Annotated in this window: 14 protein-coding genes; all 14 read left to right on the plus strand. The window is 62.9% G+C overall.

Annotation, left to right across the window (positions count from 1 at the left end):
* The first annotated feature begins 207 nt into the window (after nucleotides 1-207).
* The 14 genes from mraZ to ftsA are packed head-to-tail and all read left to right on the plus strand — an operon-like array spanning nucleotide 208 to nucleotide 15749.
* Nucleotides 208-663, plus strand: coding sequence for a division/cell wall cluster transcriptional repressor MraZ (mraZ, locus tag MOQ67_RS06120; RefSeq protein WP_003171868.1), 456 nt, complete (start codon nucleotides 208-210; stop codon nucleotides 661-663).
* Complete coding sequence (gene rsmH / locus MOQ67_RS06125; RefSeq protein WP_010213048.1) at nucleotides 660-1607, plus strand: 16S rRNA (cytosine(1402)-N(4))-methyltransferase RsmH; 948 nt, start codon at nucleotides 660-662, stop codon at nucleotides 1605-1607. The genes mraZ and rsmH overlap by 4 nt, the downstream gene beginning before the upstream one ends.
* Entirely contained in the window at nucleotides 1604-1897 is a 294-nt protein-coding gene (gene ftsL / locus MOQ67_RS06130; protein WP_017845934.1) for a cell division protein FtsL, read from the plus strand. The genes rsmH and ftsL overlap by 4 nt, the downstream gene beginning before the upstream one ends.
* Complete coding sequence (locus tag MOQ67_RS06135) at nucleotides 1897-3639, plus strand: peptidoglycan D,D-transpeptidase FtsI family protein (RefSeq protein WP_017845933.1); 1743 nt, start codon at nucleotides 1897-1899, stop codon at nucleotides 3637-3639. Before ftsL ends, MOQ67_RS06135 begins: the two co-directional genes overlap by 1 nt.
* On the plus strand, nucleotides 3639-5102 hold the full coding sequence (locus MOQ67_RS06140; RefSeq protein WP_017845932.1) for a UDP-N-acetylmuramoyl-L-alanyl-D-glutamate--2,6-diaminopimelate ligase: 1464 nt from the start codon (nucleotides 3639-3641) through the stop codon (nucleotides 5100-5102). The genes MOQ67_RS06135 and MOQ67_RS06140 overlap by 1 nt, the downstream gene beginning before the upstream one ends.
* On the plus strand, nucleotides 5095-6465 hold the full coding sequence (locus tag MOQ67_RS06145) for a UDP-N-acetylmuramoyl-tripeptide--D-alanyl-D-alanine ligase (RefSeq protein WP_198718182.1): 1371 nt from the start codon (nucleotides 5095-5097) through the stop codon (nucleotides 6463-6465). The genes MOQ67_RS06140 and MOQ67_RS06145 overlap by 8 nt, the downstream gene beginning before the upstream one ends.
* Nucleotides 6465-7547: a phospho-N-acetylmuramoyl-pentapeptide-transferase gene (gene mraY, locus MOQ67_RS06150; protein WP_017845930.1), complete on the plus strand. Its 1083-nt coding sequence runs from the start codon at nucleotides 6465-6467 to the stop codon at nucleotides 7545-7547. Before MOQ67_RS06145 ends, mraY begins: the two co-directional genes overlap by 1 nt.
* 6 nt (nucleotides 7548-7553) lie before the next feature.
* Nucleotides 7554-8900 carry a UDP-N-acetylmuramoyl-L-alanine--D-glutamate ligase gene (gene murD / locus MOQ67_RS06155; RefSeq protein ID WP_017845929.1) on the plus strand — a complete coding sequence of 449 codons (1347 nt, stop codon included), beginning with the start codon at nucleotides 7554-7556 and terminating at the stop codon, nucleotides 8898-8900.
* Nucleotides 8897-10120: a putative lipid II flippase FtsW gene (ftsW, locus tag MOQ67_RS06160; protein ID WP_017845928.1), complete on the plus strand. Its 1224-nt coding sequence runs from the start codon at nucleotides 8897-8899 to the stop codon at nucleotides 10118-10120. Before murD ends, ftsW begins: the two co-directional genes overlap by 4 nt.
* Nucleotides 10110-11180: an undecaprenyldiphospho-muramoylpentapeptide beta-N-acetylglucosaminyltransferase gene (gene murG, locus MOQ67_RS06165; protein ID WP_046484595.1), complete on the plus strand. Its 1071-nt coding sequence runs from the start codon at nucleotides 10110-10112 to the stop codon at nucleotides 11178-11180. Before ftsW ends, murG begins: the two co-directional genes overlap by 11 nt.
* Nucleotides 11173-12633 (plus strand): UDP-N-acetylmuramate--L-alanine ligase, encoded by a 1461-nt coding sequence (gene murC, locus MOQ67_RS06170; protein WP_198718180.1) that lies wholly within the window; start codon nucleotides 11173-11175, stop codon nucleotides 12631-12633. The genes murG and murC overlap by 8 nt, the downstream gene beginning before the upstream one ends.
* Entirely contained in the window at nucleotides 12630-13598 is a 969-nt protein-coding gene (locus MOQ67_RS06175; RefSeq protein WP_198718179.1) for a D-alanine--D-alanine ligase, read from the plus strand. Before murC ends, MOQ67_RS06175 begins: the two co-directional genes overlap by 4 nt.
* Before the next feature lie 3 nt (nucleotides 13599-13601).
* Nucleotides 13602-14471 carry a cell division protein FtsQ/DivIB gene (locus MOQ67_RS06180; protein WP_026139894.1) on the plus strand — a complete coding sequence of 290 codons (870 nt, stop codon included), beginning with the start codon at nucleotides 13602-13604 and terminating at the stop codon, nucleotides 14469-14471.
* Nucleotides 14472-14486: 15 nt separating this feature from the next.
* Nucleotides 14487-15749: a cell division protein FtsA gene (gene ftsA, locus MOQ67_RS06185; protein WP_017845923.1), complete on the plus strand. Its 1263-nt coding sequence runs from the start codon at nucleotides 14487-14489 to the stop codon at nucleotides 15747-15749.
* Nucleotides 15750-15800 lie beyond the last annotated feature (51 nt).

A 15800-nucleotide genomic window follows, 5' to 3' on the forward strand; every position in this document is an offset into this window, starting at 1 on the left:
GCTATTTGTTCTTATTGAGCCAAAAATACCGCTGAACTCTGATTTCTCCTCCTCTTGCGCTCCTAAATCTCCGTTCTGTAAGGCTTTTCCTTGAATCCGCGCCTTGACGGTGTGGTGGGCGCATTCCTATAGTGTGCGCAAGTGGCGGAAAGTGGCACAAAGTGGGTTTTTTGAACGTAAAGCGCTAAAATTTGGAGAAACGCATCTGTGTTTCGCGGAGCTAACGCTATCAGTCTCGATGCAAAAGGCCGTCTCGCTATGCCGAGCCGGTATCGTGACGAGCTGATTTCGCGAAGTTCCGGGCAGTTAATCATCACGATCGATGCCGTTGACCCTTGTTTATGCGTTTACCCCCTCGATGAGTGGGAGTTGATTGAAACCAAACTGCGTGCCTTGCCTTCATTGCGTGAAGAAAACCGCCGTCTGCAGCGTTTGCTGATCGGTAATGCCGTCGACCTCGAACTCGATGGCAGTGGTCGTTTCCTGGTGCCTCCGCGTCTGCGCGAGTACGCCAAGCTCGACAAGCGCGCAATGCTGGTGGGCCAACTGAACAAGTTCCAATTGTGGGACGAAGATGCCTGGGATGCTGTTTCTGCAGCTGACCTGGCTGCTATTCAACAACCGGGCGCCATGCCTGATGAACTGCGTGATTTGATCTTGTGACTATTGATAGCGGCTTTAACCACATCACCGTACTGCTTGACGAAGCCGTTGAGGCTCTCGCCGTACGCGCGGATGGCTGCTATCTGGATGGTACCTTCGGCAGGGGCGGGCACAGCCGGTTGATACTCAGCCAGCTCGGGCCCGACGGTAAACTCCTCGGGTTCGACAAAGACCCCCAGGCGATTGCCACCGGGCAAGCGCTAGCGGCCGAAGACGGCCGCTTTGTCGTTGTACAACGCAGCTTTGCCGAGCTGGGTGCCGAAGTCGCCGAGCGCGGCATGGCAGGCAAGGTGGCCGGGGTTTTGCTCGACCTGGGCGTGTCCTCGCCGCAGCTCGATGACCCGGAGCGCGGTTTCAGTTTCATGAACGACGGCCCGCTGGATATGCGTATGGACCCCACCCGTGGTGTCAGTGCCGCCCAGTTCATCGCCACCGCGCCGGTGGAAGAAATCGCCCGTGTGTTCAAGGAATACGGCGAAGAACGCTTCGCCGGCCGCATGGCGCGCGCCGTGGTCGAGCGCCGCGAAATCCAGCCGTTCGAGCGCACCGCCGATCTGGCTGAAGTGCTGAAAGTCGCCAACCCTGCCTGGGAAAAGGGCAAGAACCCGGCGACCCGTGCGTTCCAGGGCCTGCGTATTCACGTCAACAATGAATTGGGCGATCTGGAAGCCGGCCTCGAAGCCGCGCTGGAAGCCTTGGAAGTGGGCGGGCGCCTGGTGGTGATCAGCTTCCACTCCCTGGAAGACCGCATCGTCAAACTGTTCATGCGTCGCCTGGTCAAGGGTGAATCCGACAACCTGCCACGCAACCTGCCGGTGCGTTTCGAAGCCTTCGTGCCGAAAATCAAAATCCATGGCAAGGCGCAGTTCGCTTCCGAAGCTGAACTCAAGGCCAACCCACGCTCCCGTAGCGCCGTCATGCGCGTCGCGGAGAAGTTGCGGTGAGCAGGCTCTTCGCCAAGCCCCTCCCGGGCGGCAGCTTCTTTATGTTGTTGCTGTTTATCGGCGTGCTGGTGTCCGCGATTGCGGTGTCCTACAGCGCCCATTACAACCGCCAACTGCTCAATACCCTGTACGGCGAATTGAGTGTGCGTGATAAAGCGCAGGCGGAGTGGGGCCGGTTGATCCTCGAGCAAAGCACCTGGACCGCCCACAGCCGCATCGAAATACTGGCCACCGAACAGCTGAAGATGCACATCCCTGGCGCGGCCGAAGTTCGAATGGTGGCGCCATGATGAAACTCGAAGGCGCACTTTACCCGTGGCGCTTCCGCCTGATGCTTGGCTTGCTGGCCTTGATGGTCGGCGCCATCACCTGGCGGATCATCGACCTGCAGGTGGTCGACCGCGACTTCCTGATCGGCCAGGGCGATGCCCGTAGCCTGCGACATATTCCGATTCCTGCACACCGCGGCCTGATCACCGACCGTAACGGCGAGCCCCTGGCCGTCAGTACGCCGGTGACCACGCTGTGGGCCAACGCCAAGGAATTGCAGGTGGCCAAGGACAGGTGGCCACAACTGGCTGCCGCGTTGGGTCAGGACCCGAAAGCCCTGGCCGAGCGCCTGGAAGCCCAGGCCAATAAAGAATTCATCTACCTGGTTCGCGGCCTCACCCCTGAACAGGGCCAGCAAGTGCTCGACCTCAAGGTCCCCGGTGTCTACGGCATCGAGGAATTCCGCCGTTTCTACCCGGCCGGTGAAACCACCGCGCACATGGTTGGCTTTACCGACATCGACGACCATGGTCGCGAAGGGGTTGAGCTGGCCTACGATGAATGGCTGGCCGGCGTGCCCGGCAAGCGACAGGTCATCAAGGATCGGCGCGGCAGACTGATCAAAGACGTCCAAGTCACCAAAAACGCCAAGGCCGGCAAGCCCTTGGCGTTGTCGATTGACCTGCGCCTGCAATACCTGGCCAACCGCGAGCTGCGTAACGCGATCATCGAGAACGGCGCGAAGGCCGGCAGCCTGGTGATCATGGACGTGAAGACCGGCGAGATCCTCGCCATGGTCAACCAGCCGACCTACAACCCGAACAACCGTCGCAACCTGCAACCGGCGATGATGCGCAACCGCGCGATGATCGACGTGTTCGAGCCGGGTTCGACCATGAAAGCCATCTCCATGAGTGCCGCCCTGGAAACCGGGCGCTGGAAGCCCAGCGACAAGGTCGAGGTCTACCCCGGCACCCTGCAGTTGGGCAAATACACCATTCGTGACGTGTCGCGTACCGAAGGCCCGGTGTTGGATCTGACAGGTATCCTGATCAACTCCAGTAACGTGGGCATGAGTAAGGTCGCCTTCGATATCGGCGGCGAAACCATCTACCACCTGGCGCAAAAGATCGGCCTGGGCCAACCCACCGGCCTGGACTTCCCGGGTGAGCGCGTGGGCAACCTGCCGAACTACCGCGACTGGAAAAAAGCCGAGACCGCTACGCTGTCCTACGGCTATGGCCTGTCGGTTACCGCGATCCAGCTGGCCCACGCTTTCTCTGTATTGGCCAATAACGGTCGGATGGTTCCTTTGAGCCTGATCCACGTCGACGAAGCGCCGAAAGCGACCCAGGTGATTCCGGAAAGCGTCGCCAAGACCATGCAAGGCATGCTGCAACAAGTGATCGAAGCACCGCGCGGCGTATTCCGCGCCCAGGTGCCGGCGTATCACGTGGCCGGCAAGTCGGGTACTGCGCGTAAGACCTCGGTCGGCACCAAAGGCTATGCCGAGAACTCCTATCGCTCGCTGTTCGCCGGTTTCGGCCCGATGAGCGACCCGCGCTACGCCATCGTCGTCGTGATCGATGAACCGAGTAAAGCGGGCTACTTCGGTGGCCTGGTGTCGGCGCCGGTGTTCAGCAAAGTGATGTCCGGCACCCTGCGCCTGATGAACATCACGCCGGACAACCTGCCGCCGACCCAACAAGCGAACGCCGGACCACCGGCCGCCGCGGTAAAAGCCAATGGAGGGCGCGGCTGATGTCTCTTAGCCTGAACAAGATTTTTGCCCATGCCGGTCGCGATCTGCTGATCCGCGAGCTGACACTGGACAGTCGTAATGTACGCGCCGGGGACCTGTTCCTGGCGGTGCCTGGCGGCAAATACGATGGCCGCGCGCACATCGCCGATGCCCTGCAACGCGGCGCCGCCGCCGTGGCGTATGAAGTGGACGGTGCCACCGTGCTGCCGATCACCGACGTGCCGTTGATTCCGGTCAAAGGCCTGGCCGCGCAACTGTCGGACATCGCCGGGCGTTTCTACGGCGATCCGAGCCGCCACCTGAACCTGATTGGCGTGACCGGCACCAACGGCAAGACCAGCGTGACCCAACTGGTCGCCCAGGCGCTTGACCTGTTGGGCCAGCACTGCGGCATCGTCGGCACCCTGGGCACCGGTTTCTATGGCGCGCTGCAAAGCGGCCTGCACACCACGCCGAACCCGATCGCCGTGCAAGCGACCCTGGCCGACCTGAAAAAGGCCGGTGCCAAGGCGGTTGCCATGGAAGTGTCGTCCCACGGTTTGCACCAGGGCCGCGTTGCTGCGCTGGCTTTCGATGTGGCGGTGATGACCAACCTGTCCCGCGATCACCTGGACTACCACGGCACCATGCAAGCCTACGCCGCCGAGAAGGCCAAGCTGTTTGCCTGGAACGACCTGAAGTGCCGCGTGGTGAACCTGGATGACGCGTTCGGCCGCGAGCTGGCTGCCCAAGACAGCGAAGCGCGCCTGATCAGCTACAGCCTGGAAGACTCCCGCGCCTATCTGTATTGCCGCGAAGCCCAATTCAATGACGAGGGCGTGCGCGCCACGTTGGTGACGCCGCAGGGCGAGCACCATTTGCGCAGCACCTTGCTGGGTCGTTTCAACCTGAGCAACGTCCTCGCGGCGATCGGTGCGCTACTCGGCCTGGATTACGCGCTCGATGAAATCCTGCGTGTGCTGCCGAAGCTGGAAGGCCCGGCCGGTCGCATGCAACGTCTGGGCGGCGGTTCGCAGCCGCTGGTGGTGGTCGATTACGCCCACACCCCGGACGCACTGGAAAAAGTCCTGCTGGCCCTGCGCCCACACGCCAAGGGCAAGTTGCTGTGCCTGTTCGGCTGTGGCGGTGATCGCGATCGCGGCAAGCGTCCATTGATGGCCGAGATTGTCGAGCGTCTGGCCGATGGCGTGCTCGTCACCGACGACAACCCGCGCAGCGAAGACCCGAGCCAGATTTTCGACGACATCCGCGTCGGCTTCAAAGACCCATCCAAAGCCAGTTTCATTGCCGGTCGCGGCGCGGCCATTGCCCAATTGATCGCCAGCGCCAGCGTCGACGATGTCGTGGTACTGGCTGGTAAAGGTCACGAGGACTACCAGGAAATCAACGGCGAACGCCACGCTTTCTCCGATCTGGTCGAGGCCGATCATGCCTTGACCGCCTGGGAGGTCGCCCATGCTTAAAGCGATGAAATTCAGCGAGCTGACCCAGGCCCTCTCGGCGCGCATGCTGTCGGGTGATTGCAGTTTCAATGGCGTCAGTATCGATAGCCGTGCGATCAATCCGGGCCAACTGTTTGTTGCCCTGGCCGGTCCGCGTTTCGACGGCCATGACTACCTGAATGAGGTCGCCGCCAAAGGCGCGGTCGGTGCCCTGGTGCAACGCGAAGTGGCGGACTCCACCCTGCCGCAATTGCTGGTGGCCGACACGCGCCTGGCCTTGGGCCAACTGGGTGCGCTGAACCGTGCGGCGTTCACCAAGCCGGTGGCCGCGATCACCGGCTCCAGCGGCAAGACCACGGTCAAGGAACTGCTCGCCGGTGTCCTGCGCACGCGCGGGCCGGTGCTGGCCACCCGTGGCAACCTGAACAACGATTTCGGCGCACCGCTGACCCTGCTCGAACTGGCCCCGGAACACACGGCGGCCGTGATCGAGCTGGGCGCTTCGCGTATTGGCGAAATTGCCTACACCGTGGCGCTGACCAAGCCTCACGTGGCAATTATCAACAACGCCGGGACCGCCCACGTCGGCGAGTTCGGCGGCCCGGAAAAAATCGTCGAAGCCAAGGGCGAAATCCTCGAAGGCCTCGATGCCTCGGGCATAGCTGTGTTGAATCTTGACGACAAGGCCTTCGAGACCTGGCGTGTACGCGCCGCTGGTCGCAAGGTGCTCACGTTCGCCGTGCTGAATGCAGCGGCCGATTTCCACGCGTCGAACATCGCGGTCGACGCCCGTGGTTGCCCGTCCTTTACCTTGCATTCGCCGCAAGGCGAGCAGCATGTGCAGTTGAACCTGCTGGGCAACCATAACGTCGCCAATGCCTTGGCGGCCGCGGCTGCGGCTTACGCCCTGGGCGTGTCGCTGTTTGGCATCGCCACCGGCCTGGGCGCGGTGCAACCGGTCAAGGGCCGTACCGTCGCGCAATTGGCCAGCAACGGCATGCGTGTGATCGATGACACTTACAACGCCAACCAGTCCTCGGTCTGCGCCGCCATCGACCTGCTCAAGGGTTTCGACGGGCGCAAGGTGCTGGTGCTGGGCGATATCGCCGAACTGGGCGATTGGGCCGAACAGTCCCATCGGGAAGTCGGCGCTTACGCCAGCGGCAAAGTCGACGCGCTCTACGCCGTCGGCCCGAACATGGCTCATGCCGTCAATGCCTTCGGCCCCGGTGCGCGGCATTTCGCCACCCAGGCCGAGTTGATCCAGGCGCTGCGTGCGGGCGAACAAGACAAACACACAACCATTTTGATCAAGGGATCGCGCAGCGCGGTGATGGAAAACGTCGTCGTGGCCTTGTGTGGCTCAAGTACGGAGAAACATTAATGCTGCTGCTGCTGGCTGAGTATCTGCAACAGTTCCACAAAGGCTTCGCGGTCTTCCAGTACCTGACCCTGCGCGGGATTCTGGGCGTGCTGACCGCGCTGTCTCTGTCGCTGTTCCTGGGGCCGTGGATGATCCGCACCCTGCAGAGCCTGCAAATTGGTCAATCGGTTCGCAATGACGGCCCGCAGTCGCACCTGTCCAAATCCGGCACCCCGACCATGGGCGGCGCGCTGATTCTGTCGTCCATCGGCATCAGCACCTTGCTCTGGGCCGACCTGTACAACCGCTACGTTTGGGTGGTGCTGCTGGTGACCTTGTTGTTCGGCGCCATCGGCTGGGTCGATGACTATCGCAAAGTGATCGAGAAAAACTCCAAGGGCCTGCCAAGCCGCTGGAAGTACTTCTGGCAGTCGGTGTTCGGCCTGGCCGCCGCGATCTTCCTCTACATGACGGCTCCAAGCGCGGTCGAGACCACCTTGATCATCCCGATGCTCAAGGATGCGAGCATTCCGCTGGGCATCGGCTTCGTGGTGCTGACCTACTTCGTCATCGTCGGCTCCAGCAACGCGGTGAACCTGACCGACGGCCTCGACGGCCTGGCGATCATGCCGACGGTGATGGTAGGCGGCGCGCTCGGCATCTTCTGCTACCTGTCGGGTAACGTGAAATTCGCTGAATACCTGCTGATCCCGTATGTGCCGGGCGCCGGTGAACTGATCGTGTTCTGCGGCGCGCTGATCGGTGCCGGGCTGGGCTTCCTGTGGTTCAACACCTATCCCGCGCAAGTGTTCATGGGCGATGTCGGCGCACTGGCGCTGGGCGCGGCCCTGGGCACCATCGCGGTGATCGTTCGCCAGGAAATCGTGCTGTTCATCATGGGCGGTGTGTTCGTGATGGAAACCCTGTCGGTGGTCATCCAGGTGGCTTCCTTCAAATTGACCGGGCGCCGCGTGTTCCGCATGGCGCCGATCCACCACCACTTTGAACTCAAGGGCTGGCCTGAGCCGCGTGTGATCGTCCGATTCTGGATCATCACCGTGATTCTCGTGCTGGTCGGCCTTGCCACCCTGAAACTGAGGTAGAAACGAGTGTCCCTGATCGCTTCAGACCACTTCCGCATCGTTGTCGGCCTCGGCAAGAGCGGCATGTCCCTGGTTCGCTTCCTGGCGAACCAGGGCACGTCGTTTGCCGTCGCCGATACGCGGGAAAATCCACCGGAGCTGGTCACGCTGCGCCGTGACTACCCGCACGTGGAAGTGCGTTGTGGCGAGTTGGATGTCGAGTTTCTGTGCCGTGCCGACGAGCTCTACGTGAGCCCCGGCCTGGCCCTGGCGACACCGGCCCTGCAAGCCGCAGCGGCGCGTGGCGTGAAGCTGTCCGGCGATATCGACCTGTTCGCGCGTAACGCGAAGGCGCCGATCGTCGCGATCAGCGGTTCCAACGCGAAAAGCACCGTGACCACCCTGGTCGGCGAGATGGCGGCTGCGGCCGGCAAGCGCGTGGCCGTGGGCGGCAACCTCGGCACCCCGGCGCTGGACCTGCTCAGCGACGACGTCGAGCTGTACGTGATGGAACTGTCGAGCTTCCAGCTGGAAACCACCCACGACCTGGGCGCTGAAGTGGCCACCGTATTGAACGTCAGCGAAGACCACATGGACCGCTACAGCGGCCTGCCGGCCTATCACCTGGCCAAGCACCGGATCTTCCGCGGCGCCAAACAAGTGGTGGTCAACCGCCAGGATGCCCTGAGCCGTCCGCTGATGGGCGAAGGCCTGCCGTGCTGGACCTTCGGCCTGGGCAAACCCGACTTCAAGGCCTTCGGTATCCGTGAAGAGAACGGCGAGAAATACCTGGCCTTCGAATTCCAGAACCTGATGCCGGTGCGCGAGCTGAAAATCCGTGGCGCCCACAACCAATCCAACGCCCTGGCGGCCTTGGCGCTGGGGCATGCCGTGGGCTTGCCGTTCGATGCCATGCTCGCGAGCCTGCGCACCTTCGGCGGCCTCGAGCATCGCTGCCAGTGGGTCCGCGACCTGAATGGCGTCAGCTATTACAACGACTCCAAGGCCACCAACGTCGGTGCGGCCCTGGCCGCCATCGAAGGCCTGGGTGCCGATATCGACGGCAAGCTGTTGCTGATCGCCGGTGGCGACGGCAAAGGCGCCGACTTCAAGGACCTCAAGGGGCCGGTGGCCGCCCATTGCCGCGCCGTGGTGCTGATGGGCCGCGATGCCGACTTGATCGCCGCCGCCCTCGGTGATGCGGTGCCGCAAGTGCGCGCCAGCTCGCTCGACGACGCGATTGCCCAGTGCAAAGCCCTGGCCCAGCCGGGTGATGCGGTGCTGCTGTCGCCGGCGTGCGCCAGTTTCGACATGTTCAAGAACTACGAAGAGCGCGGCCAGCTGTTCGCCCGCGCCGTGGAGGCCTTGGCATGAATCTCAACCTCCGTAACATCATCAAGCCGTACCCGTCGCCGATCATTACGGGGCGCGGCATCGACCTCGACTTCCCGATGCTCGCCGGTTGCCTCGCGCTGCTGGGCCTTGGGCTGGTGATGATCACGTCGGCGTCCTCCGAAGTGGCGGCCGTGCAGTCGGGCAACACCCTGTACATGATGATCCGTCACCTGGTGTACCTGGTGATCGGCCTCGGCGCGTGCATCGTCACCATGATGATCCCCATCGCCACCTGGCAGCGTCTGGGGTGGCTGATGCTGATCGGTGCGTTTGGCTTGCTGATCATGGTGATCCTGCCCGGCATCGGCCGCGAGGTGAACGGTTCGATGCGCTGGATCGGCTTCGGGGCATTCAACGTGCAGCCGTCGGAAATCGCCAAGGTGTTCGTGGTGATCTACCTCGCCGGCTACCTGGTGCGGCGTCAGAAAGAAGTGCGTGAAAGCTGGATGGGCTTCTTCAAGCCGTTCATCGTGCTGCTGCCCATGGCCGGCCTGTTGCTCATGGAGCCTGACTTCGGGGCCACCGTCGTGATGATGGGTGCCGCTGCGGCGATGCTGTTCCTCGGCGGGGTCGGGCTGTTCCGCTTCACCTTGATGGTGGTGCTGGCGGTGGCTGCCGTGACCGTGCTGGTGCAGGCGCAACCTTATCGGATGGCCCGTCTGATCACCTTTACCGACCCGTGGTCCGACCAGTTCGGCTCCGGCTACCAGTTGACCCAGGCGCTGATCGCCTTCGGTCGTGGCGAGTGGCTGGGCGTGGGCCTGGGCAACAGCGTGCAGAAACAATTCTACCTGCCGGAAGCGCACACCGACTTCGTGTTCTCGGTGCTCGCCGAAGAGCTGGGCGTGGTCGGTTCGCTGTGTACCGTCGCGCTGTTCGTGTTCGTGTGTGTGCGCGGCATGTACATCGGCTTGTGGGCCGAGAAGGCCAAACAGTATTTCGCTGCGTATGTGGCGTATGGCTTGTCGTTCCTGTGGATCGGCCAGTTCCTGATCAATATCGGCGTGAACGTCGGCCTGCTGCCGACCAAGGGCCTGACCTTGCCGTTTCTCAGTTACGGCGGCAGTTCGTTGGTGATCTGCTGTGCCTGTCTTGGCTTGTTGCTGCGCATCGAGTGGGAGAGTCGAACCCACCTGGGCAGCGAAGAGATGGAGTTCAGCGAAAGCGACTTCGCCGAGGAGCCGACCCATGGGCGCTAACGTGCTGATCATGGCGGGCGGCACCGGGGGCCACGTGTTCCCGGCCCTGGCCTGTGCGCGCGAATTCCAGAGCCGTGGCTACAGCGTGCATTGGCTGGGAACGCCGCGTGGCATCGAAAACGAACTGGTGCCGAACGCCGGCTTGCCGCTGCATCTGATCAACGTCACGGGCCTGCGCGGCAAGGGCAAGCTGTCGCTGCTCAAGGCACCGTTCGTGTTGCTCAAGGCGGTGTGGCAGGCGCGCAAGGTCATCCGTGAATTGCAGCCGGTGTGTGTGCTCGGTTTCGGCGGTTATGTGACCGGCCCCGGCGGCGTCGCGGCGAGGCTCGCGGGCGTGCCGGTGATCGTGCATGAGCAGAACGCTGTCGCCGGCACCGCCAACCGCTTGCTGGTGCCGCTGGCGGCGCGGGTGTGCGAAGCGTTCCCGAATACCTTCGGCGCCTCGGACAAACGCCGCACCACCGGCAACCCGGTACGCACCGAGCTGTTTATGGACATTGCCCGGCAGCCCTTGGCCGGGCGCAAGGCGCACCTGCTGATCCTGGGCGGGAGCCTGGGCGCCGAGCCGCTGAATAAATTGCTGCCGCAAGCGCTGGCGCAACTGCCTGTGGACGTGCGCCCGCAGGTCTTTCACCAGGCCGGCAAGAACCACGATGAAGTCACCGCCACGCGTTATCGCGAGGCCGGTGTCGAGGCTGATGTGCAGCCCTTCATCAAAGACATGGCCCAAGCCTATGGCTGGGCCGACCTGGTGGTCTGTCGCGCTGGTGCGCTGACCGTCAGTGAACTGGCCGCCGCCGGTCTGCCGTCCTTGCTGGTGCCTTTGCCCCATGCGATCGACGATCACCAGACCCGCAACGCCGAATATTTGGCCGGGGAGGGCGCTGCCTTCCTACTGCCGCAAAGAACGACTGGCGCCGCCGATTTGGCCGCACGCCTGACCGAGGTTTTGATGCAACCGGAACGACTCAACAGCATGGCGTGTACCGCACGCCGCCTGGCCAAACCTGACGCAACCCGCACCGTGGTCGATATCTGCCTGGAGGTGGCCCATGGTTGAGAATCAGAAAGCCATGCCGCAACCGGAAATGCGCCGCATCCGTCGTATCCACTTCGTCGGGATCGGCGGCGTGGGCATGTGTGGCATTGCCGAAGTGTTGCTGAACCTGGGCTACCAGGTGTCCGGCTCCGACTTGAAAGAGTCGCCGGTCACCGAGCGCCTGAAGTCCTTCGGCGCGAAAATCTTCATCGGCCACCGCGCCGAGAACGCCGTCGATGCTGACGTGCTGGTGGTGTCCAGCGCCGTGAACACCTCCAACCCGGAAGTTGCCAGCGCCCTTGAGCGCCGCATTCCCGTGGTGCCCCGCGCCGAGATGCTGGCCGAGCTGATGCGCTACCGCCATGGCATTGCCGTCGCCGGTACCCACGGCAAGACCACCACCACCAGCCTGATCGCCTCGGTGTTCGCCGCCGGTGGCCTGGACCCGACCTTTGTGATCGGTGGCCGCCTGAATGCAGCTGGCACCAATGCGCAACTGGGCACCAGCCGCTACCTGATCGCCGAAGCTGACGAAAGCGATGCCAGCTTCCTGCACCTGCAACCGCTGGTGGCCGTGGTCACCAACATCGACGCCGACCACATGGCGACCTACGACGGCGACTTCAACAAGTTGAAGAAAACCTTCGTCGAGTTCCTGCATAACCTGCCGTTCTACGGTTTGGCGGTGGTGTGCCTGGATGACCCGGTGGTGCGCGAGATCCTGCCGCTGGTCAAGCGTCCGACCGTGACCTACGGCTTCAGCGAAGACGCCGACGTGCGCGCGATCAATGTGCGCCAGCAAGGCATGCAGACGTTCTTCACCGTGCTGCGCCCGGACCGCGAACCGCTGGACGTGTCGGTGAACATGCCGGGCAACCACAACGTGCTCAATTCCCTGGCGACCATCTGCATTGCCTCCGATGAAGGCGTCAGCGATGAAGCCATTGTCGAGGGCCTGTCGGGCTTTGCCGGCGTGGGCCGGCGCTTCCAGGTCTACGGGCAACTGCCGGTGGAAGGTGGCGAGGTGATGCTGGTGGACGACTACGGTCACCACCCGACCGAGGTCGCCGCCGTGATCAAGGCCGTGCGCGGTGGTTGGCCGGAGCGTCGCCTGGTGATGGTCTACCAGCCGCACCGCTACAGCCGCACCCGCGACCTGTATGACGATTTCGTCAATGTACTGGCCGATGCCAACGTGCTGCTGCTGATGGAAGTCTACCCGGCCGGTGAAGAACCGATCCCTGGGGCGGACAGCCGCAAACTGTGCAACAGCATCCGTCAGCGTGGCCAGTTGGACCCGATCTACATCGAGCGCGGTGTGGACCTGGCGCCGATCGTCAAGCCGCTGCTGCGCGCCGGCGACATCCTGCTGTGCCAGGGTGCCGGTGATATCGGCGGCCTTGCGCCTAAATTGCTGGCGAGCTCCTTGTTCGTAAAAAAAGCGCTCGCTGCTGAACAGGGGAAGTCGAAATGACCACGAACTACGCCTCCCTGTTCTCCACCATCGCCCCTGCCGACTTCGGCCGCGTGGCCGTGCTGTTCGGCGGTAAGAGCGCTGAGCGCGAAGTGTCGCTCAAGTCCGGCAACGCCGTGCTCGAAGCGCTGCAAAGCGCGGGCGTGAATGCGTTCGGGATCGACGTGGGCGACGACTTCCTCGCGCGCCTGCAGGCCGAGAAGATCGACCGCGCCTTCATCATCCTGCACGGCCGTGGCGGTGAAGACGGCAGCATGCAAGGCCTGCTGGAGTGCGCCGGGATTCCTTACACCGGCAGCGGCATCCTCGCCTCGGCGCTGGCCATGGACAAGTTGCGCACCAAGCAGGTGTGGCACAGCCTGGGAATTCCTACCCCGCGTCACAGTGTGCTGTGCAACGAAGACGATTGTATTTCTGCAGCCAAGGAACTGGGCCTGCCTTTGATCGTCAAACCAGCCCATGAAGGCTCCAGTATCGGCATGGCTAAAGTGAACTCGGCCGCCGAATTGATCGACGCATGGAAAGCGGCAAGTACCTACGATTCGCAAGTGTTGGTGGAACAGTGGATCCAAGGTCCCGAGTACACCATCGCCACCCTGCGTGGGCAGGTATTGCCGCCCATCGCCTTGGGCACGCCCCACACCTTTTACGATTACGACGCCAAGTACCTGGCTTCCGATACCCAGTACCGGATCCCCTGCGGCCTTGACGCAAGCAAAGAACAGGAATTGATGGACCTCACGGCGAAAGCCTGTGAGGCGCTGGGTATCGCCGGTTGGGCGCGGGCAGACGTGATGCAGGACGACCAAGGGAATTTCTGGTTCCTGGAAGTCAACACCGCACCGGGCATGACCGACCACAGCCTGGTCCCTATGGCCGCGCGCGCAGCCGGCCTGGATTTCCAGCAGTTGGTGCTGGCGATCCTGGCGGCCAGCGTTGCCGGTGAAGAAAGGCAGCGAGGCTAAGACATGAAAGGCGCATCGCTTCGTCATCAGCCCCCACCCGCACCCGGCCGCAAGCCGGTGCCACGGGGTGCCAGCCGAATGGTGGCTAAAGAGCCGATGTCGGCGCGCCTGCCGAAAGCCAACTTTGGTTTCCTCAAGGCGCTGTTCTGGCCGGTGTTGCTGGTGGTGTTGGGTTTCGGCACTTACGAAGGCGCGCAGCGTCTATTGCCTTATGCCGACCGGCCGATCACCAAGATCAGCGTGCAGGGCGACTTGAGCTACATCAGCCAGCAAGCGGTGCAGCAGCGCATCGGCCCGTTCCTGGCGGCGAGCTTCTTCACCATCGACCTGGCCGGCATGCGCCGGGAGCTGGAGCAGATGCCGTGGATCGCCCACGCCGAAGTCCGCCGTGTATGGCCGGACCAGGTGACGATCCGCCTGGAAGAACAACTGCCCGTGGCCCGTTGGGGCGATGAGGCACTGTTGAACAACCAGGGCCAGGCGTTCACCCCGCGTGAGCTGGCCAATTACGAGCACCTGCCGCAGCTGTTCGGGCCGCAGCGGGCGCAGCAGCAAGTGATGCAGCAGTACCAGGCCTTGAGCCAGATGCTGCGGCCGCTGGGCTTCTCCATTGCGCGCCTGGAATTGCGTGAACGGGGCAGCTGGTTTTTGACGACCGGGGCAGGCAGTTCCGGCCCGGGCATCGAGTTGTTGCTGGGACGCGACCGCTTGGTGGAAAAGATGCGCCGCTTTATTGCCATCTATGAAAAGACCTTGAAAGAACAGATTACGAACATTGCGAGCGTCGACCTGCGTTACGCCAACGGCCTTGCCGTCGGCTGGCGTGAACCGGCTGCGCCCACGGCAGCGCAACCCGCTGTCGCGAAGAATTAAGAAGAGGCAGGACCCATGGCAAACGTGCAAAGCGGCAAAATGATCGTCGGTCTCGATATCGGCACCTCCAAGGTGGTGGCGCTGGTGGGCGAGGTCGGGGAAGACGGCACGATCGAAATCGTCGGTATTGGCACGCATCCGTCCCGGGGCCTGAAGAAGGGCGTGGTGGTGAACATCGAGTCCACCGTGCAATCGATCCAGCGCGCCATCGAAGAAGCGCAGCTGATGGCCGGTTGCCGGATTCACTCGGCGTTCGTCGGCGTGGCGGGCAATCACATCCGCAGCCTGAACTCCCACGGCATCGTGGCGATCCGCGACCGCGAAGTCAGCGCGGCCGACCTTGAGCGCGTACTCGACGCCGCCCAGGCCGTGGCGATCCCGGCGGACCAGCGCGTGCTGCACACCCTGCCGCAGGACTACGTGATCGACAACCAGGAAGGCGTGCGCGAGCCCCTGGGCATGTCAGGCGTGCGCCTGGAAGCCAAGGTCCACGTGGTGACCTGCGCGGTCAATGCCGCACAGAACATTGAAAAGTGCGTGCGTCGCTGCGGCCTGGAAATCGACGACATCATTCTCGAGCAACTGGCTTCGGCCTACTCGGTACTGACCGACGACGAAAAAGAACTGGGCGTGTGCCTGGTCGACATCGGCGGCGGCACCACCGACATCGCGATCTTCACCGAGGGTGCGATCCGTCACACCGCCGTGATCCCGATTGCCGGCGACCAGGTCACCAACGACATCGCCATGGCGTTGCGCACACCGACGCAGTACGCCGAAGAGATCAAGATCCGCTATGCCTGCGCCCTGGCCAAACTGGCCGGCGCCGGTGAAACCATCAAGGTGCCAAGCGTGGGCGACCGTCCACCGCGCGAGCTGTCGCGCCAGGCCCTGGCCGAAGTGGTCGAGCCGCGTTACGACGAGCTGTTCACCCTGATCCAGGCGGAACTGCGCCGCAGCGGCTACGAAGATTTGATCCCGGCCGGCATCGTGCTGACCGGTGGCACCTCGAAGATGGAAGGCGCGGTCGAACTGGCCGAAGAGATCTTCCACATGCCAGTTCGCCTGGGCGTGCCCCATGGCGTCAAAGGCCTGGGCGACGTGGTGCGCAACCCGATTTATTCCACCGGTGTGGGCTTGCTGTTGTACGGGCTGCAAAAGCAGACCGACGGCATTTCCCTGTCGGGGCCGAGCATCCGCGACAGCTACCGCGGCGACGACGAAGCGAAAGCACCGTTGTTCGAGCGGTTGCAGGCTTGGGTCAAAGGCAATTTCTAACGATTTACCGCAACACCGTAAAAAAGCAGTAGGCGAAAAAACTAGAGAACA

It is taken from the genome of Pseudomonas sp. LY-1 (genome assembly GCF_053502595.1).

Excerpts from the sequence above, each read along its gene's own strand:
- MOQ67_RS06135 (WP_017845933.1), top strand. The coding sequence starts at position 1,897 with ATGAAACTCGAAGGCGCACTTTACCCGTGGCGCTTCCGCCTGATGCTT.
- MOQ67_RS06140 (WP_017845932.1), top strand. The coding sequence starts at position 3,639 with ATGTCTCTTAGCCTGAACAAGATTTTTGCCCATGCCGGTCGCGATCTG.
- MOQ67_RS06145 (WP_198718182.1), top strand. The coding sequence starts at position 5,095 with ATGCTTAAAGCGATGAAATTCAGCGAGCTGACCCAGGCCCTCTCGGCG.
- mraY (WP_017845930.1), top strand. The coding sequence starts at position 6,465 with ATGCTGCTGCTGCTGGCTGAGTATCTGCAACAGTTCCACAAAGGCTTC.
- ftsW (WP_017845928.1), top strand. The coding sequence starts at position 8,897 with ATGAATCTCAACCTCCGTAACATCATCAAGCCGTACCCGTCGCCGATC.
- murG (WP_046484595.1), top strand. The coding sequence starts at position 10,110 with ATGGGCGCTAACGTGCTGATCATGGCGGGCGGCACCGGGGGCCACGTG.
- murC (WP_198718180.1), top strand. The coding sequence starts at position 11,173 with ATGGTTGAGAATCAGAAAGCCATGCCGCAACCGGAAATGCGCCGCATC.
- MOQ67_RS06175 (WP_198718179.1), top strand. The coding sequence starts at position 12,630 with ATGACCACGAACTACGCCTCCCTGTTCTCCACCATCGCCCCTGCCGAC.
- MOQ67_RS06180 (WP_026139894.1), top strand. The coding sequence starts at position 13,602 with ATGAAAGGCGCATCGCTTCGTCATCAGCCCCCACCCGCACCCGGCCGC.
- ftsA (WP_017845923.1), top strand. The coding sequence starts at position 14,487 with ATGGCAAACGTGCAAAGCGGCAAAATGATCGTCGGTCTCGATATCGGC.